The 25,049-nt window shown below is 48.2% G+C and carries 18 protein-coding genes; 13 read left to right on the top strand and 5 right to left on the bottom strand.

Features of this window, described 5'->3' with window-relative positions:
• Positions 1–882: 882 nt before the first annotated feature.
• Complete coding sequence (locus D0A37_RS16350) at positions 883–3,711, top strand: PAS domain S-box protein (RefSeq protein ID WP_242715897.1); 2,829 nt, start codon at positions 883–885, stop codon at positions 3,709–3,711.
• Positions 3,712–4,183: 472 nt separating this feature from the next.
• Here the strand turns inward: D0A37_RS16350 and D0A37_RS16345 are convergent, their stop codons facing one another.
• A complete protein-coding gene (locus D0A37_RS16345; RefSeq protein WP_193975465.1) occupies positions 4,184–4,378 on the bottom strand; it encodes a hypothetical protein in 195 nt (64 codons plus the stop codon).
• 386 nt (positions 4,379–4,764) lie between these two features.
• Here D0A37_RS16345 and D0A37_RS16340 point away from each other — a divergent pair, with 386 nt between their 5' ends.
• The 5 genes from D0A37_RS16340 (at position 4,765) to D0A37_RS16325 (ending at position 12,471) form a co-directional block, all read left to right on the top strand.
• On the top strand, positions 4,765–5,118 hold the full coding sequence (locus tag D0A37_RS16340; RefSeq protein ID WP_242715895.1) for an STAS domain-containing protein: 354 nt from the start codon (positions 4,765–4,767) through the stop codon (positions 5,116–5,118).
• 140 nt (positions 5,119–5,258) lie between these two features.
• Positions 5,259–8,090, top strand: coding sequence for a TIGR03960 family B12-binding radical SAM protein (locus D0A37_RS16335; RefSeq protein ID WP_242715893.1), 2,832 nt, complete (start codon positions 5,259–5,261; stop codon positions 8,088–8,090).
• 799 nt (positions 8,091–8,889) lie between these two features.
• Entirely contained in the window at positions 8,890–9,018 is a 129-nt protein-coding gene (locus D0A37_RS29070) for a hypothetical protein (RefSeq protein ID WP_278187076.1), read from the top strand.
• Between the two features lie 436 nt (positions 9,019–9,454).
• Positions 9,455–11,785 (top strand): ribonuclease E, encoded by a 2,331-nt coding sequence (rne, locus tag D0A37_RS16330; protein WP_242715891.1) that lies wholly within the window; start codon positions 9,455–9,457, stop codon positions 11,783–11,785.
• Positions 11,786–11,787: 2 nt separating this feature from the next.
• Entirely contained in the window at positions 11,788–12,471 is a 684-nt protein-coding gene (locus tag D0A37_RS16325) for a ribonuclease HII (protein ID WP_242715889.1), read from the top strand.
• Between the two features lie 582 nt (positions 12,472–13,053).
• On the opposite strand, the gene D0A37_RS16320 is transcribed toward D0A37_RS16325, so the two are convergent.
• Positions 13,054–16,047: a PAS domain-containing sensor histidine kinase gene (locus tag D0A37_RS16320; protein WP_242715887.1), complete on the bottom strand. Its 2,994-nt coding sequence runs from the start codon at positions 16,045–16,047 to the stop codon at positions 13,054–13,056.
• 685 nt (positions 16,048–16,732) lie between these two features.
• Here D0A37_RS16320 and D0A37_RS16315 point away from each other — a divergent pair.
• Both D0A37_RS16315 and trpD read left to right on the top strand, forming a co-directional pair.
• Positions 16,733–16,903, top strand: a complete 171-nt coding sequence (locus D0A37_RS16315) for a hypothetical protein (RefSeq protein ID WP_242715885.1) — start codon at positions 16,733–16,735, stop codon at positions 16,901–16,903.
• A 9-nt stretch (positions 16,904–16,912) separates the two neighbouring features.
• Positions 16,913–18,028, top strand: a complete 1,116-nt coding sequence (gene trpD, locus D0A37_RS16310) for an anthranilate phosphoribosyltransferase (protein ID WP_242715884.1) — start codon at positions 16,913–16,915, stop codon at positions 18,026–18,028.
• Positions 18,029–18,146: 118 nt separating this feature from the next.
• Here trpD and D0A37_RS29065 read toward each other — a convergent pair whose 3' ends face one another.
• A complete protein-coding gene (locus D0A37_RS29065) occupies positions 18,147–18,281 on the bottom strand; it encodes a hypothetical protein (RefSeq protein ID WP_278187075.1) in 135 nt (44 codons plus the stop codon).
• Complete coding sequence (locus tag D0A37_RS16305) at positions 18,259–19,194, bottom strand: retropepsin-like aspartic protease family protein (protein WP_242715883.1); 936 nt, start codon at positions 19,192–19,194, stop codon at positions 18,259–18,261. Before D0A37_RS16305 ends, D0A37_RS29065 begins: the two co-directional genes overlap by 23 nt.
• On the opposite strand from D0A37_RS16305, the gene carA reads away from it, so the two are divergent.
• The 5 genes from carA (at position 19,193) to D0A37_RS16280 (ending at position 23,981) form a co-directional block, all read left to right on the top strand.
• Entirely contained in the window at positions 19,193–20,350 is a 1,158-nt protein-coding gene (gene carA, locus D0A37_RS16300; protein ID WP_242715882.1) for a glutamine-hydrolyzing carbamoyl-phosphate synthase small subunit, read from the top strand. The genes D0A37_RS16305 and carA overlap by 2 nt on opposite strands.
• Positions 20,351–20,503: 153 nt before the next feature.
• Positions 20,504–20,860 carry an STAS domain-containing protein gene (locus D0A37_RS16295; protein ID WP_015176627.1) on the top strand — a complete coding sequence of 119 codons (357 nt, stop codon included), beginning with the start codon at positions 20,504–20,506 and terminating at the stop codon, positions 20,858–20,860.
• A gap of 398 nt (positions 20,861–21,258) precedes the next feature.
• The gene (locus D0A37_RS16290; RefSeq protein ID WP_190662113.1) at positions 21,259–21,705 is read left to right on the top strand and encodes a Mini-ribonuclease 3; all 447 of its coding nucleotides are present in this window, start codon (positions 21,259–21,261) and stop codon (positions 21,703–21,705) included.
• Positions 21,706–21,972: 267 nt separating this feature from the next.
• Entirely contained in the window at positions 21,973–23,406 is a 1,434-nt protein-coding gene (gene rlmB, locus D0A37_RS16285) for a 23S rRNA (guanosine(2251)-2'-O)-methyltransferase RlmB (RefSeq protein WP_242715881.1), read from the top strand.
• 296 nt (positions 23,407–23,702) lie between these two features.
• A complete protein-coding gene (locus tag D0A37_RS16280; protein WP_242715880.1) occupies positions 23,703–23,981 on the top strand; it encodes a DUF1816 domain-containing protein in 279 nt (92 codons plus the stop codon).
• Between the two features lie 216 nt (positions 23,982–24,197).
• Here the strand turns inward: D0A37_RS16280 and D0A37_RS16275 are convergent, their stop codons facing one another.
• On the bottom strand, positions 24,198–25,028 hold the full coding sequence (locus D0A37_RS16275) for an alpha/beta fold hydrolase (RefSeq protein ID WP_242715879.1): 831 nt from the start codon (positions 25,026–25,028) through the stop codon (positions 24,198–24,200).
• Positions 25,029–25,049: the final 21 nt, after the last annotated feature.

The following is a 25,049-nucleotide window of genomic DNA, read 5'->3' as shown; positions in this document are numbered from 1 at the left end:
TTGGCGCGGTATAAATCAATAAGCCGATCGGTCAGAGGCAGCCTGGGAGTGCAACTGTAGCTAGTCCAGAGAAAATTTTCTGTGATTTGTATCGGAAATTAATTGGTCGATCGAGCTTTCTCAGATTTTCGGCGGGGTGGCACTTCGTTTTACCGAATTCACGGGAATCTCTGCCGGTTGAGTTCAGTGTCTATCCAAAAATATATATTTGGATAGATGCAGCATGAGTTTTGTTAGTATAAAGTGTAATTTTTTTGATAGTCTACAGCGCTCAACAAGGCAACAGTTGCCTACCATGCAAGTGTGGCATATTAGGCAACTTCGGCAAAAAGTAAAGCAGACAGACCAGCAACTTTGACTTGCTTTGACAGGACTAATTGATATTCAGGAAATAAGGGCACAATTCAAGCGAATTCGAGTTTGAGAGGAGCGGTAAAGCAATATAGAATTAACTCGGGCATCACTACAAAAAAAATAATCTGCCAAACGAGGTAGCAGTATTTAGTAGCAAGCGAGATAAATTACTACATAGCTAGTTGTTTCTAGCCAGAAGCGGGAAACTATTTGTTCGACAGGGTATAGCTAAACTGCTGAACAGAAGCAAGACTCAAGCGGTGCCTATTCCTTGGAACCAGACGAAAGTGAAGGAAAAACAAGCGTACTAACCAATCAATTCAGAGCTGTGATTCACCTCGCGGCAAGCAGCAATAGACTTGATTAGAAGTTAGGATTGAGATGTGAATGCTCAACTCATGAAACCCCTTAATTTTTACATTTTTTTAGGCAATTCAAAACGCAAGACTTTTTTGGACTTCACTTAACCAGCCGCAGCCCGATCAAATTTTGTGTCCGATAATTAATATTTAAGTAAAAGGAATTTTTGTGAAAACGCTCAGTATCCTCTTAGTAGAAGACAGTCCCCTAGATGCCGAACTGATTGAGGCATATCTAATGGATGGCGGACTCCAATTTTCTCTGGTGTGTGTGGAAAATCGAGAAGACTTTGCCACGGCGCTGGAAAAACAACGTTTTGACATTATTTTGGCAGATTATATGCTGCCTTGTTTTAACGGGATAGCTGCACTGGAAATCGCCCGCGCTACTTGTCCGGGAGTGCCGTTTATTTTTGTGTCGGCTACTTTGGGCGAAGAAGTGGCGATCGAAACTTTGAAAAGTGGCGCTACTGATTATGTTCTCAAACGCCGTTTGATACGCTTGGTGCCGTCGATTCAGCGGGCCCTGCGGGAAGTTCAAGAACGGAACGAGCGCAAGCAAGCTGAAGCACAGCAGCAGGAAAGCGAAGCTCGATTTCGGATTATGGCAGATACCGCGCCGGTGATGATTTGGATGTCAGACACTGACAAACTTGGCGATTACTTTAACAAATTTTGGCTGGAGTTTACCGGTAGAACTTTGGCGCAAGAAATGGGCACTGGTTGGATGGAAAGCTTGCACCCAGATGACTTGCCAGAATGTCTGGATATTTACCAAAAAGCCTTCGATGCTGGCAGCGAGTACCGGATGGAATGCCGCATGAGACGCTATGACGGGGAATACCGCTGGGTTTTGGGTACGGGCGTACCCAGGTATAGGCCCGATCGCACTTTTGCAGGTTACATCAGTTCTTACATCGATATTAGCGATCGGAAACAGGCAGAACAAGAACGCGCTGCCGCTTTGTCGCGCGAACAAGCAGCCCGCAAGCAAGCAGAAGAAACAGCTAAAGCGCTACAAGGGGCAAACGATCAAATTACTAACATTCTCGAAAGCATTACTGACGCTTTTATCGCAGTAGATTTAAATTGGAACTATACCTATGTCAACCAGAAAGCTATTGAGCTTTTAGGCAGACCAAAAGCTGAACTGATCGGTAAAAATGTTTTGGAGATATTTCCCTGGGCTGTCGATTTACCGTGTTACGAAATGGCTGCCAAAGCATCAACAGAAAAGGTAACGGTCGAGTATGAAGAATTCGTGCAGCTATGGAATAAGTGGTTGAAGGTGCGTTTTTATCCTTCCGATTCTGGTTTGTCGGCTTACATCCAAGACGTTACCGAGCGCAAGCAAGCAGAAGCTGCACTCAAAGCTAGCGAAGAAAAGCTGAGAATGTTGGCAGAAGCTAACTTGATAGGAATTATCTTCGGGGATGTTAACGGCGGCATTATGGAGGCTAACGACGAATTTTTGCGGATGGTTGGCTACAGACGGGAACAGTTGCAGCGCGGCGAATTAAACTGCATTGACATTACGCCGCCGGAGTACCGGTCTCTCGACAAGAAGGGGATTGCAGAGGCACAAGCAACGGGAGTTTGCACTCCCTACGAAAAGGAATACCGGAGGCCAGACGGCAGCCGGATTCCGGTGCTGATCGGATATGTTTTGCTTGCCCAAAAGCACCAAGAATTTGTGGCTTTTATTCTCGATTTGACGGTTGGCAAGCAGTTGGAAAGAGAACTGCAAGATCGAGCCGAGGAATTGGCGCGGGCGAACCGGATTAAAGACGAGTTTCTAGGAACTTTGTCCCACGAATTGCGGACGCCGCTGAATGCGATGCTGGGATGGGCGCAACTGCTGCGAAACCGCAAGTTTGACGAAAAAACGACTGTTCGGGCTCTGGAAACGATCGACCGCAATACACGCTCGCTGGCAACTCTGATCGAGGATTTGCTGGACGTGTCGCAGATTATTACTGGGAAACTGTCGCTGAATTTGCGGTGGGTGGATGTGATTTCGACTGTTGAGGCTGCGATCGATACTCTCGCGCCCGCGATTGCCGCCAAAAATATTGAAATGGTGACGGATTTCGACCCCAATGCAGGGCGGATTTTTGCCGATTCTGGTCGCTTGCAGCAGGTAGCCTGGAATTTGCTGTCGAATGCGATTAAGTTTACCCCCGATGGCGGACAGGTGAAGGTGCGGGTGGGAAAGATGCAGGGGACTTTTGCCCCTGAGGAATCCGCTTGTTGTAAAAAATTGTCGCCCGCTACTGTGGAAATTGAGGTTAGCGACACCGGAGAAGGGATTTCAGAAGAGTTTTTGCCGCAGGTTTTCCAGCGGTTCAGCCAAGCTGACAGCTCTACAAGGCGATCGTACAACGGATTGGGTTTGGGTTTGGCCCTAGTGCGGCATTTTGTGGAAATGCACGGGGGGACGGTGCAAGCCGAATCCGCCGGGAAGGGAAAAGGCTCGATATTTTTAGTGAGATTGCCAATTCAACAGCTTCATGGCGAGGGCGGATTTTCTGTTGCCGCACTCGGGGAGGTTGCGATTCCTCAAAGCAAGGCGCGAGCCCCTGTAAAGGAGTCTTTTGTCAACAGCAATCTTTCTGGAGTGCGGGTATTGGTGGTCGATATCGACGCGGATTCCCTGGATTTTGCCTGTACCGTGCTCGAAGATTGCGGGGCCCAGGTGGAGACTGCTAGCTCTGGAAAGGCTGCCTTGGAAGCGATTGAAAGGCTGAATCCGGATGTTTTGGCGATCGATATCGGGATACAGGCCCTTGATGGAGAGGCTCTGCTGCAACAAGTGCGATCGCGGATGGTGGACAGGGAAATTCCGGCATTGGCCTTCACGACGGTTGGTAGGGTAGAGGAACGGGTACGGGCGCTGCAGGAAGGTTTTCAAATTTATGTGCCCAAGCCGATCGAGCCTGCTGAGTTGGTAGCGGTGGTGGCAAGTTTGGTGGGGCGATCGAACGATTTTAGATTTTAGATTTTAGATTTAATGCGTTTGCAAACTTGGAGGAGGGATGTGGTGACTAAAAACCAATTTTCTTGCATTCGAGCGATCGGGGAATTTGGCAGAACAACCTTTTTCTTAGGAAAAATCACAACTCTATCTAACTTGTCAAGCCCTAACAGTTATAAATTTAATTTGCCTCAAAGTTGGTAATTTTTGATACTGATAGCAGTTTCTAAAATGAATGCAACTTTAGACAAGTTCCAAACCCTGATAATCATCAGTCGTCCGACTTCTAAAATCTAAAATCTAAAATCTAAAATCTAAAATTGTATGAGATGCAGGAGCGATCGTCGTTAACTTTATCTCCTCAAATATCAAGTTCAGGAAACAGATGCTTCAATTGCAAAATTCAGTGTCGGGGTCAATGCTTCTCGCACTCCTCTATTTCCCGCCCTACAAGGATTTTGTGTCGTTATTGGATTTTTCTGGGCGCTGGTTCCAACTATCGACTAGATACCAGTTGCACCCGACCGGCATCCATTTCATCCATTAATAACTCTAAAGCCTCATAATCAATATCCGAGATGTAGCCCAAACGGGTGAGCTCGTAGTTGATTTCGTTTTCAATGTCAGGCGTTAACTGCTTAATGTAGAGGGCTTTTTCTACAAGATGACGAATAGCATAGGTTGCTTGCATAGTAGCTCGGAGAACTCCGTACCATTTAATTATTATCTGAACAGTCGATCGAGCGCGTGATCTAAATCAGAACTACCCAGTGATTTCAATTACATTATTCACTTTTATCTAACAGCCAGGGGCGAGTCGATCGCATTTTTTAGAATTCTCAAGACTAAACCTGCCGGCATAAATAAAAAATAGTATAGTAGCTTACGTTTCCTTCGCAAATCTTGCACAAAATTTTATAAAAAAGAGTCAATAAATAAAGTTTCAGTAAAATTACGGAAAACCACTGGTCAGTTTGCCTCCGAGTCAGTTAGGCTCAGAGTAATCAAGTAGGTTTAGGCTTACACCTGGCCAGCACAGTAGTTGAAAATACGTAGCAACCATAGGTTTGACATATTATGCAGACACTTCTTGCCCATAAACCAATTACGGTGATTCGACCCCTAGACCACCTGAATGCAGCCACCTGCGGAGAATTCGGACGGCACCTAATTACAGCAATTTCAGCCCCCGGGGTGGTAGCGGTACTCGTAGATTTGGGCGCAGTAACATTTATTGATAGTGCTGGTTTGATGGCATTGGTTTCAGGCCTCAAGCAGGCGAAAAAAATGGGGCGGAGGTTTAGTATTTGCTCAGTATCCGCCGGGATTAGGATGATTCTGGAACTCAGCCAACTCGATCGAGTTTTTGAGATATTTGAAAATGTCGATAGCTTTGAAGCCGAAAACTCCTGTGTAAACCAGCACTGGTAGAGGTGCCTGCTCGGCGAAAATAAGCAACAAAACCTAGTAAATTTGGTTAAATGCCCGAAAAGACAGACGACTGTCGTTGGCGTGTTGGCAGATTTTAAGGTAGGCTGCTTAAGAGTCGCAAATATTTAGCGAGTCGAGCCGTGGCAGTAAAAGTCGAAGAATTACTTACAGCAGACATTAATCAGCCTGCTCGTTATCTGGGAAACGAATTGGGGGCTGCACACAAGCCTTGGGACGCGGCTTCTGTGCGCTGGGTGCTCACTTACCCAGAAGTGTATGAAGTTGGTGCTTCCAATCTGGGACACATCATCCTTTACAACATTTTGAACGCAGGGCCGAGACAGTTGTGCGATCGAGCTTATTTGCCCGCCCCCGACTTGGCAGCAAAACTGCGATCGACCAAAACTCCCCTGTTTGCCGTAGAATCCAGGCGATCGCTCACAGAATTTGATATTCTGGGCTTCAGCCTCAGCTACGAACTCGGAGCCACAAACATTCTGGAAATGCTGGATTTAGCCGGCATTCCCCTAACTTGGCAAGAAAGAGCGACCAATCGCCAAAACGGTCAAATGCCGCTGATTTTTGCTGGCGGGCAAACAGCAACTTCCAATCCCGAACCCTACGCTGACTTTTTTGACTTCATCGCTTTGGGAGATGGAGAAGAATTGCTGCCAGAAATTGGCTTGATTTTGGCAGAAGGCAAAACTAATAATTTGAGCCGAGAAGCATTGCTGCTGGATTTAGCGCAAATTCCCGGTGTCTACGTCCCGCAATTCTACGATATGGCGGCCGACGGTTCAGTTCATCCCAACCGCCCGCAAGTTCCCGAACGAATTCTGCGCCGCGTGGCAACTCCGATACCAGCTTATTCGATCGGCCTGGTTCCCTACGTCCAGACAGTACATGACAGATTGACAGTAGAAATCCGCCGGGGATGCACCCGCGGATGTCGCTTCTGTCAGCCGGGAATGCTGACTCGCCCCGCGCGCGATGTCGAACCGCAGCAAGTCGTAGAGGCGATGGAACAGGGGATGCAAGCCACCGGGCACAGCGAGTTTTCGTTGCTTTCCCTCAGTTGTTCCGATTATCTGGCACTCCCAGCAGTTGGGATGGAAATCAAAAATCGCCTGAAAGATAAAAATATTTCTCTGTCTCTCCCCAGCCAGCGGGTAGACAGATTTGACGATAATATTGCCGACATTCTCGGCGGTACGCGACAAGGCGGTTTGACTTTTGCGCCGGAAGCTGGTACTCAGCGGATGCGCGACATCGTTAACAAAGGTTTGACCAACGAAGAATTGCTCCGGGGTGTCAAAACTGCGGTCGATCGCGGCTGGGATAAAATCAAGCTGTATTTTATGATCGGTTTGCCCGGAGAAACAGATTTTGATGTTCTGGGCATCGCCGAAACAGTCCGCTGGCTGCACAGGGAATGCAGGATCGATGGTCGGCGGGGACTGAATTTTAATTTGACAATTTCTAATTTTACGCCTAAGCCTCACACTCCTTTTCAGTGGCACTCGGTTTCTAATGCTGAGTTTTCCCGCAAGCAAAAACTCCTGAAGGGAGAATTTCGCGGGATGCGGGGCGTTAAGGTGAATTACACTGATGTGCGGATTTCGGCAATGGAGGATTTTGTCGGACGGGGCGATCGACGTTTGGCTGCTGTAGTCCGCCGCGCTTGGGAACTTGGCGCGGGTATGGATGCGTGGTGGGAAAGCTTGGATCAGGCTTACAAAGCTTGGACTCAGGCGATCGATGAATCGGGCCTAACCTGGAAATACCGCCAAGTCGAAAGCGGCGAGTGGAATCTTTTTGAGAAGGAAGAAGGAAGAAGGAAGAAGGAAGAAGGAAGAGGGAAGAAGGAAGAAGGAAGAGGGAAGAAGGAAGAAGGAAGAGGGAAGAAGGAAGATTTTCCCAATTCTCCCTCTCTCCCCCTCTCCCCTTCCCCCACTCTCCCCCTCTCCCCCTCCCCCTCTCTCCCCCTCTCTCTCGATCAGGCCCTGCCTTGGGATCACTTAGATACGGGAATTGACAAAAACTGGCTGAAAATTGACTTGCAAAAGGCTTTAGAAGCAGCGACGGTTCCCGACTGTTCCTTTGAAGGCTGTTCGCGCTGCGGGGTGTGTGGCACCGATTTCGGACACAATGTGGTTGTGGATGCGCTGCCAATTCCTGAGTTTGCCGGCGAGTTCGTGCCGAATACGGAGCGGAAACAGCGTTTGCGGGTTTGGTTCGGCAAGGTGGGCGATATGGCTTTGGTTGGTCATTTGGATTTGATCCGATTGTTCGATCGAGTAGTCCGCAGAGCCGATTTGCCGATTTCGTTTACCGGCGGGTTTCACCCGAACCCTCGGATTTCTCTGGCAAATGCTCTGCCTCTGGGTGTTACCAGCACTGGGGAAATTGCCGACTTTGAGCTCACTGAGTCGATCGATATTGAGAGTTTTCGGGAAAAGTTGGCCGCTAAGCTGCCGGAAAATATTCCGATTTACAAGGTTGAGTCGATCGATCTCAAGGCTCCTTCTGCTAACCAGTTGTTAGAAGCAGCGGAGTACGTGATTACTGTGACCTCCGCAGGCTCGCTGACAGAAAATGGCGAATTAGACCGGGACAATGCTGCTCCTGTCTCGGTGGCTCCTGATGCCAACTGGGAAACTTGGGTCAAGACGATCGTCGAAACCGAGGCTTTTTGGCGGGTGCATACTACTAAGTCGGGAAAGACGCAGGATGTCAATTTGCGCGAAAGGCTGCACAAACTAGAACTTGTAGAGCAGAAACCAGACAGCAGCACCTCTGCTAAGAGTGCTACATCCGAAGGTAGAGCCGTCTTGCGCTTTACCGGGAGTTGTCGCAGCGACGGCAACTTGCTAAAGCCAGAACATATTGTTTTCATGCTCGAACAAGTCAGCCAGCAGGAAATTCAGCTTCTGCAGGTTGAGCGTAGTCAGCTAATCCTGGGTTATGGTTAAGATAGGGAAGCCGTGGTGGAATATTTCACCTTCGGCTCTCGATCGGGATGTGTCGTTTCACGCTATAATCGCTTGTTATGGAAGCCGCGGCGGCTCGAGCGCTTTAGTCGCTCGCCGCCCTCGTCAACCAGCAACGCGGGCTGGGTGCAATTGCTTCTGTTCAAGACTTCAAGCCTTTTTGTTGTACATTCACGGGCTAAATCTAGCACCAAACCCGCAGGAGCGGGGTCTGAACCAAATTTAGCGATTAATTTCGATCGATCGACTGGTTGTCGGTGGTCGGCTTATTCAAAAATCTCACGGTTCAAACCGCAGAGCGGGTATTCAACAATAGATGTTTTTGGCGGGTCAAAAAATGGAGATAAGCCCCCGACTTAAGTCGTGAAGAACCAAAAATTTTAGATTTTAGATTAAAGTTCCAGCTCCCAGATTCATCTGTGGAGTAAATCTAAAATCTAAAACCTAAAATCTAAAATCGACTGACCCGTCAAAAAACCGAGATAAGCCCCCGACTTAAGTCGTGGAGAACCAAAAATTTTAGATTTTAGACTTTAGTTCAATCTCCCAGATTCATCTGTGGAGTCAATCTAAAATCTAAAATTTAAAATCTAAAATTGACTGACCCGTCAAAAAACGGAGATAAGCCCCCGACTTAATTCGTGGAGAACCAAAATTTTAGATTTTAGACTAAATTTCAATCTCCAAGATTTATCTGTGGAGTAGATCGAGAATCTAAAATCTAAAATCTAAAATCGACTGACAAGGTTTTAGGCTTGGCAGGGGCGGAGGTTGCAGTCGAATGCCAAACAGGGGTGTGTTGAGTGCGATCGCGCAAGAATTCAACAAAAGTCTAGGCGCTTTCACTCCTACCTACTTTCCCTCAAAACCAGCCCTCTACCACCACGCAAGCGGAGTTATCAGTTCGTAGTGTTAAGTTGTGTGTTAAGAAATTGGTACGGTGTCAATGAATTTATTCGCTGAGTTCAAAGGAAGAGTTGTAAGTGGTGAGTTTTGAGTATTGATTTCGCAATTCTCAACTCAAATCTCAATACCGCTAACTCGATAAAAGCCTCCTTATTTCTATCTCTCAGATTTATCTGCTGAGCATAACTCATAACTCTGTACGGGCGGGTTTAACTACTTTATCTGTAACTGTTAACAGTGAACAGTCAACAGTTAACAGTGAACGGTTAACTGTGAACAGTCAACAGTTAACAGTGAACGGTCAACAGTTAACTTTCCTTCCACCCTGCACCAACTCACAGCTAATAACTCTTCAAGCAACTACTAATTACAGTCTAAGTCAGAGGCACTATGAGTGCGTAAGTGTCTCTAACTTGCTGCCAGTTTTTTGAGGAAATTGAATGACAAAGCAGATAGTTATAGCAGAGCAGCATCGCATTGCTGCCGTCTTTTCAGAAGATCAAATCCAAGAACTTGTGGTAGCCACAGGCAGCCACCAAGTCAGTGACATTTACTTGGGAATTGTTGAAAATGTACTCCCTGGGATAGATGCGGCCTTCGTCAACATTGGCGACCCAGAACGTAACGGGTTTATGCACGTCACAGACCTCGGCCCGCTGCGCCTTAAACGCTCGGCAGGAGCAATTACAGAACTCCTGACCCCCCAGCAGAAAGTGGTGGTACAGGTAATGAAAGAACCGACGGGCAGCAAAGGCCCCCGGCTGACAGGCAACATTACCCTGCCGGGTCGCTATTTGGTACTGATGCCCTACGGCAGGGGAGTCAATCTCTCGCGGCGGATCAAGTCCGAAGCCGAGCGCAACCGCCTCAGAGCCCTGGCTATTTTGGTGAAACCGGCGGGGATGGGGCTGCTGGTACGCACTGAAGCTGAAGGGATGACCGAAGAAGCGATCATGGAAGATTTGGAAGTCCTCCAAAAACAGTGGGAAGCCGTTCAACTCGAAGGCGGTACTTCGCGGGCGCCGGCACTGCTCAACCGGGATGACGATTTTATCCAGCGGGTGCTGCGAGATATGTTCAGCGGTGACGTGAATCGGATTGTGGTGGACTCGCAAAATGGAATTAAGCGGGTGAAGCAACAGTTGATGAGCTGGAACGGCGGTAAACTTCCTGCGGGAGTTTTGATCGACCACCACCGAGAGCGCGCCTCGATTTTAGAATTTTTCCGGGTTAACGCTGCGATTCGAGAAGCCCTCAGACCAAGGGTGGATTTGCCTTCGGGCGGTTATGTGATTATCGAGCCGACTGAGGCGCTGACGGTGATCGATGTCAACTCTGGCTCGTTTACTCGATCGGCCACGGCGCGAGAAACTGTACTCTGGACAAATTGCGAAGCAGCAACGGAAATTGCTAGACAACTGCGGTTACGCAATATTGCCGGGGTGATTATTGTTGACTTTATTGACATGGAATCCCGCCGCGATCAGTTGCAGGTGCTGGAACATTTCAATAAAGCTCTCAAAGCTGACAAAGCTCGGCCGCAAATCGCTCAACTGTCGGAATTGGGGCTGGTAGAACTGACTCGCAAGCGCCAAGGTCAAAATATTTACGAGTTGTTCGGCCACAGTTGTCCTACTTGCAGCGGGTTGGGTCATCTGGTGCAACTCCCCGGAGAAGAAGACTTCGCCGCAGCGGTGCGGGAATCGGGCGATCGCACTGTTGCTACCTCGAACCGCGTTTTGTTGAATTTGCCAGAAGGATTGGAACGTCGCAGCTTGACGCCTGTGCCGGCTGCAACTCCTGCGCCAGTGCGGGAAGAACGCCCCCCCGAACCTGCTCGGGCTGCTTGGGAACCTCAGAGCGAAAGTGTGGATTTTGAGACCGGCAGCAACGCCTCGCCTTTGGACTTGCTCAACCATCCCAGCTATCAGGATTTGGGGAACGGAACCAGACGGCGGCGCCGCCGCCGGATTGGCGAAGAGCCTTTTGCCCTCCCGGTGGAGGAGGAACCGGTACGCAGCAAGTTGCGGCTGCCGAATACTTCGAGCGCGCCTGTGGCGGATACCCGCTCTGAGTATCTGGCGCCCCCCGGCATCCGGGCGGCTTCGGAGGGATTCGGGCTGGTGAATATGGCGACTGTTGGCAGGCGCGAGGATTTCGATCGCGTGCGTCCGGCTAAGTCTGAGTTGATGAAGCCGATGGTGGAGCCTCCGGAGGTGATTTCGGTGGAAATGACGGCGGAGGAGCAGGATGTTTATGCTCTGATGGGGGTTTCTCCTTTGGTGCTTACTGATCGCAGCGTGAAAAATCCTAAGAATGCGATCGTTTCGGTGACTCTCCCCGGAGTGGCCCCAAACAAGCCGCCTTTCGAGCAGCTCGAGTTTGAATTTGAAGCGACGACGCCTCCTGCACAGAATGTTGAGGAACGAGATTATTATCCTGAAAGGTCGGTAGTTGAGCCTGTTTTTTCGGATGATGATGATGATGATGAGGCCCAAATTTATGGCGAGAGTTTGATCGACGAAGCTGATGATTTTGATCAGATTGAGGAACCCAGCGATGTGATGGGCGAATCCTATGAACCGATCGAATCCTATGAGCCGATCGCACTCAATGAGCCGATCGAATCCAATGAGCCGATCGAATCCAATGAGCCGATCGAATCCAATGAGCCGATCGAATCCAATGAGCCGATCGAGTCGAGCGAACCCGAGGAGCCTGCTATCAACCGCCGTCGCCGCCGCCGCTCATCTGCCGTTGTGGATGAATAGTTATGAAAGAAGAGGGAAGAGAGAAGAGGGAAGAAAGAAGAAGGAAGAAGGAAGAAGTAGAAATTTTTGCTCTCTTCCCATCTTTCCATCTTCCCCTTTCCCCCTCTCCCTCGAACCCTCTGGTAATTGCGGGTGTGGATGAAGTCGGACGAGGCGCTTTGTTCGGGCCGGTGGTGGCTGCAGCCTGCATTTTGCCCGACGAAGTTCTCGATGAATTAGCAAGTTGCGGGGTGCGCGACAGCAAGCAGTTGAGTGCCGCAGCCCGGAGTCGGTTAGCCGTAAAAATCCGGGCTGTGGCTGTTGACTGTCAAATTGGTGTGGCTTCGGTGCGGGAAATCGATCGCCTCAATATTTTGCAGGCTTCTTTGTTGGCGATGAAACGGGCGATTTTGAAGTTGAAGGTGACGCCGGATTTGTGTTTGGTTGATGGGAATCAAAGGATTCCCAATTTGGCGATCGAACAAGAGACGATGATCAAGGGTGATGCGCGATCGATTCAGATTGCTGCTGCTAGTATTGTGGCGAAAGTTTGGCGCGATGAATTAATAGTACGTTTAGCTGTTAAGTATCCTGAATATGACTTGACAAATAACAAGGGATATGGAACAGCAAAACATAAATTGGCTTTGGAACGCTGGGGTGTATCTGTCTTTCACCGACAATCTTTTAGTCCTTGTCAAAAATAGTTAGTTATATCTCATATCTTGCACCATTGTCAGCAACAGGCTTTCCGGCCTGTTCCACAAGAAAATTTATCTTTTGTGGAACAGGCCGGAAAGCCTGTTCATAAAAGACTAATTGAGAAATGGTGCAATATCTCAGTTGTATCTCACATCTTGCACCATTCTCAACTAACCCTTGCATTTTCTCCCAGAATGTGAAAGAAAGGGCGTAGAAACAATCAGGTAGGTCAATGTTAACCATTCTTAAACAGTAAGTACCAGTATTATTAAGCTATTCTGCATTTAAAGGATCGGTCAAAAAAAATCAAAGTATTGTGGGGTGTCCCGCCCGGCCTAACTAAATATACAATTTAAATGCGCGACAGCTTAGTCGCTTTCTCAATCATTAAATGGTGAGTGCGGGCAGTAATTTGAGTTGTGATAAAAGCCAGGGTTTCAGCAATACAGAACATAAGCAAAACTTCTCTACTTAGGGCTCCATACCCACGGCACCTTACCGCTTTAGTCAGAGCGAGTTTTATGAGAACTTTAGTCCTCACTAGAAACCGCTACTCGTGATGTGGATGCGATCGCGCCGATCGCACTTTAGGATGGTTTGATCGGTTGTTCGATCGGCAATTCTATGATAAACTCTGCTCCGTGACCCAGTGCAGACACGCAGCTAAGTTTTCCCCCGTGTTCTTGGAGAACTTTGTAGGAAATTGACAGGCCTAAACCAGTGCCTTTGCCGGCGGGCTTGGTGGTAAAAAAAGCCTCGAATAACTGCTGGGAAACTTCTTCTGGCATACCGGGGCCGTTGTCAGAAATCCTAATTACAGCATTGGAGTTTTGAACTTCTGTCCTAATTTTAATCTTGCTGCGGTTAGCTTTGACTTCGGCAACTGAACGCCCTTCATTGTATTCCTCGATCGCGTCGATCGCATTTCCAATCAAATTCATAAATACCTGATTGACTTTCCCCGCATAACACTCAACCAAAGGCAAATTGCCATAGTCTTTAATTACCGCAATTTCGGGATAGTTGCCTCTGGCTTTCAGGCGACTTTGCAGGATCAGCAACGTTCCTTCAATCCCTTCGTGCAGGTTAACTTTGCTCATTTGAGAATCATCTTTGCGGGAGAAATTTCTGAGCGATCGCACGATTTCCCGAATGCGATCGGCCCCTACCTGCATCGAAGACATCGCTTTCGGCAAATCTTCTAGCAGAAAGTCTAGCTCGATATCCTTAATTTTATCTTGAATTGCTGCCGGCGGCTGCGGGCAGTTTTGCTGGTACATATCGAGCAAATTCAGCAAATCTTCCGTGTAGTGGCCGACGTGAACCAGATTGCCGCAAACGCTGCTAACGGGATTGTTAATTTCGTGAGCTACACCCGCTACCATTTGACCGAGAGTAGACATTTTTTCAGTATGAATCAATTGAGCTTGAGTTTGCTGCAATTCGTGCAAAGTATTTTCGAGTTGAAGTTTTTGTTGGGTTAACTCGATTTGCGATCGCAGCAAAGCTTCTTCACTGCGTTTCTGCTCGGAAATATCAGTAATTAACCCTTCCAAAGCTATCAATTCTCCCGAGTCGGAAAACACTCCCAAACCTTGCTCCCAAACCCATTTTAATTCGCCATTTTTAGAAGTAATTCGGTAATTTAGCTGATAGGGTCGATTTTCTTGCAAGGCAACTTGCACGGCATTCCACAAATTATCGCGATCGTCGGGGTGAGTCAATTCCGAGAGAGAAATTTGCCGAGTGCCGATAAATTCTTCAGGAGAATAGCCGGCTAACTGATAGCAACCTTCGCTGACAAACTCCATACTGCGATCGGCATCGTTGCGAAAACGGTAGGCCATCCCCGGCAAATTGCTCATCAGCGTTGCCAGGGCCCGCTGGCTTTCCCGTAGGGCTTCTTCGGCGTGTTTGCGATCGGTAATATCCGTCATCACCGCCAGCATACAGAGTTCGCCGTCCAAATTAATCAACTCTGCTGACAGCAAACACACCACCACCGAACCCGACTTCATCCGAAACTCGCATTCCTGATTGCGAACAACACCTTGTTGGTGCAAACTTCGCCTAAAATTAAGTCGGTCTTGAGGCCTTACCCAAATATTTAACCCCGGTACTGTATTCCAGGTCGTTTCTTCTAAAGCGTAACCAGTCATCAACAAAAAACTATCATTAACTTCAATAAAACGACCCTCTGCAAAAGTAGTAATAATCATCGGATCGGGACTTGAGCGAAAAGCCTTAGAAAACTTTTCTTCCGACAATCTCAACTTTTTAATAGCCTCTTCCAACTGACTTGTCCGCTCTTTAACCCGGCATTCCAATACCTCGTTAGCCTGCTTCAGGGCCTCCTCAGCCTGCACCCGCTCAGTGATATCGCGCACCACGCCTTGCAGCCCCATTTTGCCGCCAATATCCATAGAAGTTAGCAGCACTTCTGCCGGAAACTCAGAACCATCTAAACGGCAGTGCCGCCAGTCAAAACGGCAATTTCCCGCTCGCAGAGCCGTATTAATTCGCTCTTGAGAAAGACTCATAGAATCTTGTCCGTCGGGTTGCAGCACCGGGCTGAATTCCGAAGGATGCTTGCCGCAAAACTCCGATTCAGTGCTGCATCCAAATAACTTTAAAGTAGCCGGATTGCAATCCAAAAAACCCTCTTCGTCTAGCAGCATTACCGCATCTGTCGTCGATTCGTACAAACTGCGAAACTTTTTTTCAGAGGCCTGCAAAGAAGCAATCAACTGCATTTTTTCCTCTGCCGCTCGCTTTTGCTTGGTAATGTCCTGCATTACTTGAGAAAAGCCCTGCAACTTTCCCCTTTCATCGCGCAAAGGAGTAACAATAATATTCCCCCAAAATCGCGTTCCGTCTTTGCGAAGCCGCCAGCCTTCATTTTCGTATCGACCTTCTGCCACTGCCCGGATTAATTTTTCTTGGGGCTTGCCGCTTTCAATATCTTCTTTGGTGAAAAAACACTCCGAATTATGACCGACTATTTCATGAGATATGTATCCCAAAATGCGTTCTGCCCCAGAATTCCAACTAGCTACATACCCATCAGGATCTAACATAAATATAGCATAATCCTTAACTCCTTCAATTATTAAGCGCAGGCGTTCTTCGCTTTCTCGAAGTCCAGATTCTGCCTGCTTGCGCTGGGTGATATCTTCTACAAAACCTTCATAGTAGAGCAATTTACCTCGTTCATCGCAGACAGCCCGCGCATTTTCAGCGATCCAAATTATTGTTCCGTCTCGGCGATAAATCTGCGACTCAAAATCCGACACGACGCCCTGTTCTTGCAAAGCAGAAACAAACTGATCGCGCCGATCAGGATTGACGTAAAGCTGATCGCTGATATCAGTCAGACAGCTCATCAATTCTGCGGGGGAATTATATCCGTAAATGCGAGCTAAAGCTGGGTTAGCGCTGATGTAGCGACCGGATTGAGTTGTTTGAAAAATACCCGACACAGCATTTTCAAACATACTATAATATTTGGCTTCCATTTGGTGCAGTGCCTCCGCGACATTCAGGCATTCTATCGCTTTATTTCCTAATTTTTGATTTACCACTTGTGAATACCCTGCTCTTGTGTGTGAGTTGAATATTTTGGTCTACCGCCTCTTAAATTTGAGCCGTTAGTTAGGCTGAAAGATAGTGTGTTGCAGCCGGAGACGAGTGTGTTTATTCATCTGTCCTACTGGGCTGTTAGTTGTTAGTGGTTGGTGCTGAAAGTTTAGTTTATCCAGTATTTATTTGAGGCTAGAGTGGCTGTCACGATCGCATTGGCATATCGATCGGTCTACGGTGCAGGTGTTCGAGCAAAACCTGCTCCTTAAAATCTCCCTGAATATATTAGCAGTTGAATCCCCTGAAATCAGTTATTAGCAAGGATGTTGTTACCAGAATAAAAGGCTGCGACTTATACAATCGCAAGAGTCTATTTTTAGGATTTGGGTGAGAGTGCGATCGACTATTACGCGAGGCAACAAACCCGCCTGCAGGAGCTAAAAGCTCGCTCTCCTTGCTGTCAGTCGATTTGAGATTTTAGATTAAAGTTGACACCACAGATGAATCTGGGGTTCTCCTAATGTCTAAAATTTTTGGCTATCCACAACTCCTGTCGCAAACTTTTATCGGTCTTTGGGTTCTCTGAGTTACTGTTAAGTATTATTGCTGATAGATAATACAGGAGACTGCTGGTAGTTGTACGCTCTGGGGTTTCTATGTAAAGTTGGCACAAGAAGAGGGTAATTGTTGTATCAAAAAATTCATATTCTGCTGCTGCGGGCAGAAAAATTCTGTAGCAGTGCTGGCATTTGGGCAAAAATCTGGATCGGGGCGTGCAAAATGTGGTCGGCAAGTCTGGTAAAATCCCGATCGATTCTCGGTTTGGCCGCAAAGCTCGATCGAGCTAAATTTGACTAAAACTAATAAATGACAGATTCTCCTCTCCTAGCAACGCCAGAGTTATCCCCTGCTTCAACCCAGACGGCGGATTCTCCTGTGTGGCCAGCCCTCCTGCAACAACTATTAGACAGACAATCTCTCTCACGCGCCCAAGCAGCCGACTTGATGCAGGGATGGCTAGCAGAAGCTATTCCCCCCGTCCTCTCAGGAGCTATTTTAGCGGCCATCCAAGCCAAAGGCATCTCTGCCCAAGAATTGGTAGGAATGGCTCAGGTATTGGATTCTCAGTCGCTTGCAGGTGAGTCGGAGAGCGTTTTCAATTCCCCATCTCCAATCTCCAACCTCAAATTAATTGATACTTGTGGCACCGGCGGCGACGGCGCTTCCACGTTTAACATTTCCACTGCTGTCGCTTTTGTGGCCGCCGCCGGCAAAGTTCGAGTCGCCAAACACGGAAATCGCTCCGCCTCAAGCAAAGTGGGTTCTGCTGACGTGTTGGAAGCACTGGGAGTCAACCTCAACGCCGATCCCGCGAAGGTAAAAGCTGCGGTAGACGAAGTAGGCATCACCTTTTTATTTGCGCCTGGGTGGCATCCCGCACTTAAGGCTGTAGCGTCGCTCCGGCGCACTTTGAAGGTACGGACTGTTTTTAACCTTTTAGGGCCCCTTGTCAATCCTATGCGCCCTACAGGGCAGGTAATTGGGGTGTTCGATCCTAGTCTGGTATCAACTATTGCCCAAGCTTTGGGCGAGTTGGGGACTGAGTTAGCTGTAGTCGTTCACGGCAGAGAAAAGTTGGACGAGGCGGGGTTGGGTGATGTGACTGATTTGGCGGTTTTGTCTGATGGCAAAGTCGAACTGACTACTTTAGACCCCCAAAAGGTAGGATTGACACCAAGTGCGATCGGCTCGTTAAAAGGCGGAAATGTTGAGGAAAACGCCGAGATTTTGCGGAACGTTTTGCAAGGCAAAGGTACGCCCGCACAAATGGATGTTGTAGCTTTGAATGCTTCTTTGGCTTTTCAGGTAGGAGGTGCAATTCCTATGGGTTCCCACGCAGCAGGAGTTTCTATGGCTAAGGACATTTTATTGAGCGGTGAATCTTGGTTGAAGTTGCAGCAGTTGATTGAGTTTTTGAAATGAAGGAAGAAGGAAGAGGGAAGAGGGAAGAAGGAAGAGGGAAGAAGTAAAGAAAAATTTAGAATGCCCAAATCTTCCCGCTCTAACCGTCTAAAACTCAGCCTTCTGCATTCATACTTTTTCAAGTTGGGAAACTTTTTTCTCTCTTCTCTTCTTGTTGGTTAGTAAAAAAAAACCCTTCTTCCTTCTTCCTTCTTCCTTCTTCCTTCTTCCTTCTTCCTTCAACCCTCTGTTTAAGAGCGCGATCGAAATTCAATCACATCTTGCTTAATCGTTATGTCTTTATTACCAAAAAAGTCGTGACCCAATAGTCCGATATCTAGCGACGGCGAGACTGCGACAACTACATTGTTAACCGCCAGACCCCCAGCTTCCATAGAAGTCAAACGACCGAGGGGAAAAGTAGCCACTCCGTTCGGAGTTTGTGCTTGCACTGTTCCCTGGAGCACAACGCCCAAGGCTTTAGCCATTGCTGGTGTAATTACTGTGCCACTAGCTCCAGAATCTACCATCATCTCGAACTTTTGTTTACCGTTAAATGTGACTTCTATGACGGGGATATTGGCCTCTCGGCGTTTAATTTTTGCCTGAAATACTCCAGACTTCGCTGCGGGCGCAGTAGCGGAATTCAATGCTTCGGGGAGAAAACCGCAGACTGATTGGCTGAGGTTGAGGGTTCGGCCTGACGAGCTCCGCATGAAGCATCCCTCACTTTCTTGAGCCACTGCTCGCGAGGAGTTGGCAACAGTCCCTATTAAAATTGAACTGCTCAGAGAAATAGCTGTTGTTACAACCAGTAACGGTTTGCACAGTTTTTGAGAGCTCAGTAGATGCTTGTATAAGTTTGAGAGTAAAGGCAAGGGAGATTTACTAGCCATAGTTTCGTTAAACGCTGTAGCTCGATCGTAACAGCGACAACTGCCTTTTGGTATAGATTTAGACTTCAGGCCCTCATAAGCTGCTGGCAGATAAATTGCTGGGGCGGGGGGAGATGGAAAATTTGCACTTGTTGCAGCTTTTTGATTACCTGTTGCTTCTGCCTCGGGCATAGGTGCCTTGGTTTGCCGAACCATTGCACAAATTAAAATAATATCTGTATATTGCCGACTAGCATCAAATCGCTGGCAGTGGTAAGAATTAAACCAAACGAAAGTAATTAAGGATGCCATGTCACTTTCAACTGCACAACCCGCTCTCCTAGTCCTGGCTGACGGTACTGCTTACCGCGGCTGGTCGTTTGGCGCTGACGCCACCGTCGTTGGCGAGGTAGTATTTAATACGGGAATGACGGGCTACCAAGAAGTATTGACCGATCCCAGCTATTGCGGTCAAATTGTAACTTTTACTTATCCAGAATTGGGCAATACCGGGGTAAATCTCGAAGACGAAGAATCCTCGCGCCCCCAAATTCGAGGTGCGATCGCCCGGAACGTATCCAGCCGCCCCAGCAACTGGCGCTGCTCGCAATCTCTGCAAGACTACCTAAAACAGTACGATATCCCCGGCATTTACGGGATCGACACCCGCGCCCTCACTCGCAAAATTCGCACGGTGGGAGCGATCAACGGTGGCATTTCGACCACGATTCTCGACCAGGCGGAACTTTTGGAGCAAGTGCAAGATGCCCCCAGCATGGACGGGCTGAATCTGGTCCAGGAAGTCACCACTCGCGAGGTTTACGAGTGGTCTGAAGCCACGGACTCGGTTTGGGAGTTCAGTCCTACAGTCAAACCTGCTAACGGCGAAATGTGGACGGTGGTAGCGCTAGACTTTGGGATCAAGCGCAACATCCTGCGGCGTCTGGCGAGTTATGGGTGTCGGGTCATCGTTGTCCCCGCTGACACGTCGCCCGAGGAAATCCTCAAATACAACCCGGACGGCATTTTTCTGTCCAACGGCCCCGGAGATCCGGCGGCGGTAACGGAAGGGATCGCGACTGCGAAAGCTTTGTTAAAGTCGGACAAACCGGTATTCGGCATCTGCATGGGACACCAGATTTTAGGACTTTCCTTGGGTGCAGAAACTTTTAAACTTAAGTTCGGCCACCGGGGATTGAATCATCCAGCGGGTTTAACTCAGCAAGTAGAAATTACTAGCCAAAATCATGGTTTTGCGATCGACCCCGATTCCTTAGTCCCAGAAGTAGAAATTACTCATCTCAATTTGAACGATCGCACCGTAGCCGGATTGAAGCATAAAACTCTGCCACTGTTCTCAGTGCAGTACCACCCAGAAGCTAGTCCGGGCCCGCACGACGCCGATTATTTATTCGATCGATTCGTGCAGTCAATGCGAGACAATCAGAAAGTAGCCAGCAGTAAATAGTCAGCAGTCAGCAGTCAACCGTTAATGACTGCTGCCTCAAAAAAACTAAAAACCACTGACCAAAAAAAACTGTAGACAAAAGACCAAAAAACTCCTATAATGAAGCCTCGACTTTAAGCCATATCTAGCTAGGAGGGTGTCATTCCTGAGTCATTGACCCTGACCGTTAGCCTCAGAGGCACTCGCGAAGTCAGGAATAACTGTCAGTTATTTCGCCTGACGGGCCTGCTGGACGCTTTTTCTGAGGCAACTTTTCGGAAGGTAATAAGCAAATGTATTGACGAGGGCCCAAAACACGTAATTTTGGACTTGTCTCAGATAGACTTTGTGGATAGTTCAGGCCTGGGCGCACTTGTGCAACTTGTCAAAAAAGCCCAAACCTTGGAGGGGACATTGCAAATTGTCTCAAATCCCCGCGTAACTCAGACTGTTAAACTGGTTCGCTTAGAGAAATTTTTGTCTTTGCAGCCTTCGGTTGATGAGGCGGTAAAAAACGTCAAGGATGCTTGACGCCAAAGTGGATTAAATTAGCTATCCGGTTCTCAACGCTGGATAGCAAATTTTTATTTTTTTGCTGGTAAAACAATACCGATTTACCCAGAAGCTGTGACACGGGCCAGCCACCCTTTCCCCGATGCTTAGAGTTTCGGTGGATGGGCAGTAAAATATGTGTGGCAAACACGCGGAAAAATGGTATAAAAATTAGAGCATCCAGATTTGGTAAAAAGCCTTTTTTAGGAGTGCGATTAGGAGTGCGATCGTCTTTGCGCCAAGCTTTGCCTATATATCTCGCTTCGTGATCTGACCGCGAACACTCCTGGGAAAGCTATAATTGCTGAAGTAGCGAAAGACGCAATAAGTAAGTGACTAGAAAAACCAAGCTGTGCGGAAGTTTTATTTAAAAAAGTATGTCGCCGATCGCAGATGACGGGCTCAAACTGAGTCTGACGGATATCAGTTTAAATCGAGTGCATCCTGCGAGGGCTACACCAGCAGAAATAGAAAGAATTTCGCCCGCAGCCTGGGCCTATTTGGGAGATGCAGTGTACGAACTCTACGTTCGGAGTTCGTACTTAGTGCCACCCAAAAGATTGCAAGCTTATCACGAATTGGTGGTGGGGCAAGTACGAGCCGAAACTCAAGCGCGTCATTTGCGATCGCTCTCTCCTTACTTGAACAGTACAGAATTAGCAATTGTCAAGCGCGGCCGCAATGCTGCAGCGGGCCGTTCTAAGCGAGCCGATCCAGAGATATACCAACAAGCCAGCAGCTTAGAAACCTTGGTCGGATATTTGTATCTCACCGATCCCGAAAGATTGACCGAACTTCTGGCACTTTTAGATCTTGAGACTTAAAGGATTTAGCAGCAGTTAAGAGTTGGGAATGGGGAGGGATTAATTAAGCATCCTTGCACGGCTAACATAAAACAGCAAAAATCTCGATCGGCAAAACAGGATTTATCAGTTATTAACTAGCAATTTGAACACAGCAAAATCCTTGCTCCCTCCCTAGAATATCTAAAATCTCAAAGCCCCAAGATTGCTCCCTCAATCAAGAATCAAGAATCTCAAATCTACAATCCATTAACCTTCAGCCAAAACGTTTTGACCACAACAAATCCAATGAGAAAATTTACCAGACCAGACTCCTCGCGATCAAATTCCGACAGCAAGCCATTCAAAAGCGAAGGCCGCCGTCAGGACTCACAACCATCCTCTGCCCGCTTTGAACGCAAGCCCCGTCCCGAAACTCGCGGAGTAGACGCGCCTCAAAAGCGATCGAGCTTCGCCCCGCAATCGCGAGAAATGCCTGTGAGAGCAATTTTCAAACGGAGAGCCGATTCCGACAGCCAACCATCCCTTCGCAGAAATAATACTTACCAAGACAGAGACAGCAGCCCGCAGGAATCCCGGGGCAATTATTACCAAGACAGAGACAGCAGCCCGCAGCCGGTCCGCAACAATTTCCGAGACAGAGACAGAGACAGCAGCCCGCAGCCGGCCCGCAACAATTTCCGAGACAGAGACAGAGACAGAGACAGCAGCCCGCAGCCGGCCCGCAACAATTTCCGAGACAGAGACAGAGATAGCAGCCCGCAGCCGGCCCGCAACAATTTCCGAGACAGAGACAGAGACAGCAGCCCGCAGGAATCCAGGGGCAATTATTACAAAGACAGAGACAAAGACAAGAGCCCGCAGGAATTCCGGGGCAACCATTTCAGAGACAGAGACAAAGACAGAGACACTCGCCCTGTTGACAGTGCCTCAAATACAGTCGTGCAACCAGACGCAGACACAGACGACATGATTTACGGCCGCCATGCGGTGCAAGCGGCTTTAGAAACAAACCAAGTCCTCAACCGGATCTGGGTTGTTCCGCACCTGCGCTACGATCCCCGCTTTCACAGCTTGCTAACGGAAGCCAAGGCCAACGGCAGCATAATTGATGAAGTTGACGATTTGCGCCTCGACTACATCACCCGCAAGGCCAACCACCAAGGCGTAGCGGCTCAAGTATCAGCCTACGAATACCTGGATTTGAGCGAACTGATCGCGAAGGCTAAGTCGGCTTGCGAAGATCCAGTAATTGTGGTAGCCGAAGGACTCAACGACCCGCATAATCTAGGGGCGATTATTCGCACCGCAGAAGCATTGGGCTCTCAGGGCATGGTGATTCCGCAGCGGCGGGCTGTTGGGATTACCTCGGCAGTGAGAAAAGTGGCAGCAGGGGCATTGGAAAGCCTGCCCGTGGCGAGGGTTGTCAATCTTAACCGGGCACTGGAAGAACTCAAAGAGGCTGGATTCTGGATTTATGGTACTGCAGCAGGCGTCGGTCAATCTGTAGAGACAGTCAAATTCTCCGGGCCCACTGTTTTAGTGGTAGGTGGTGAAGCTGATGGTTTGAGCCTTTTGATACAGCGCGGATGTGACGGATTAGTTTCAATTCCTTTAAGGGGCAATACTCCTAGCCTGAATGTCTCAGTAGCAACGGGGATGGCTTTATACGAAATTTACCGTCAGCGCGGGCCCAAAAAGTTTCACGTACACGGATCGTAAAGGTGGTTGAAAAAAAGAACACAACAGAGTAGTTTATTGTGAATGCCGCTCAGAATAAAGTGGCACCACACCCTGAACAAGTAAGGATAGCCGATCGACTGTCGTTACTTGTTCAGGCGAAAGTAGCAGGGGCCAGGCCCCTAGGTTCAAACAGGAATTCGACACCAATCTATTTAGATATCAGCTTAAAATAGATTTGGATAAATTCTTGGTAGCAGTCAGCTACGTGTAAATAACAAAAGCCTAGGCGTGTTTGCAGCACCCTGAAAACACCGTCAAATACATTAGAAAAGCAGATGAAAGAATTCTTGATTAGCTTGCTCAACTTTTTCGGATTGGCTTGGTGGGTTGAAGTTAAAACTTCAGCGCCGCGGTGCATTTACTATTTTGGCCCGTTCTTAACCGATGGAGAGGCGGAATCTGCAAAAGCAGGATATGTAGAAGACATAGAAAATGAAGGGGCAGAAGGTGTTAGTGTTTCGATTCACCGCTGCAAACCAATTACTTTAACTGTTGCAGAAGATTTGGGAAAGCTTGGTGATGGAGGGCTGTGGCCGGTTTTGAGCGGTCAGTAGAAGCAGGGGGAATTTTGAGTTTTGAGTTTTGACTTTTGAGTTGTAAATAAAAATCCGGTAACTACGGAATTATACCCTGCTGGCGAGCCATGATAGCGACAGGAAGCTCGCACTGCACTCCGAAAATTATGATTCGGAGGCAGACGGCAACGATATAAATTCAAAATTCTTGACTGTTGGGTGATTAATTGCTTCTGACAAACTCCAAACTTAAGACTAGCAATTACCAACTGCTTGGGGGAAATTGTCAATCCAACAATCGATGTCTGCGAGTACCCGATCGGGAATTTCCCAAGGGAACAAGTGGGCTGTATTTGGATAGCACTGCCACTGACAATTTTGGAGGTGGCGGGCTGTTTCTAAACTGGATGCTGAGGTAATGTGCCGATCGCCCTCTCCGGCCAACACCAAGGACGGACATTGAATATCGCCCAGGTGGAGGAGTCGATCGTATCCGGCCCTCAGAGCGGTATTTAACGCCTTGGTGGCCGTGTTGGAAGTCTTGAGGTAGGCGGGGGTACCTGCCTGTGCTAAGTAGCGGTAAGGGGTGGCGTTATGCTGCTGTATCAAGTAGCGAAAGAGCGATCGCCTAGCAAAAGTATCAATATTCCACTGCCAGCCGGGTATCGCCCAATTGATAATTCCGGCTAAACCGGTGTAAAGGTTATCTTGCCAAGAGATGGGAGGATGACTTCCTCGCGGTTTGGCTGCGGATGCAAGGACAATCAAGCCGGTGACTCGCTGGGGATACTTCATGGCTAATTCCAGGGCTAAAATCCCTCCCAAAGACCATCCAACCACCAAACACCGATCGACTCCTAATCTGTCTAATAGTGCTTCTAAATCGACGAGGTGGTCGGTCATTTCAAAGAAAGTTGAGGTGCGGCTGTTGCCGTAGCCGCGCAAGTCTGGGGCGATCGTCTGGAAGCGTTGTGATAGGTGTTCTGTGAAGACAGACATACAATCGCCGGAACCTGGATGGCCGTGCAAGCAGAGAATCGGAAACCCTTTGCCTTTGACGGAAACACTGAGTTTGTGATGCGGCATTTTTTAACTGTTTGGGCGGTG

Source organism: Microcoleus vaginatus HSN003 (assembly GCF_022701255.1).
Classification (GTDB): Bacteria; Cyanobacteriota; Cyanobacteriia; order Cyanobacteriales; family Microcoleaceae; genus Microcoleus; species Microcoleus vaginatus_B.
Note: the sequence above shows the minus strand (reverse complement) of the source record. Positions and strands in the feature narration are given on the sequence as shown.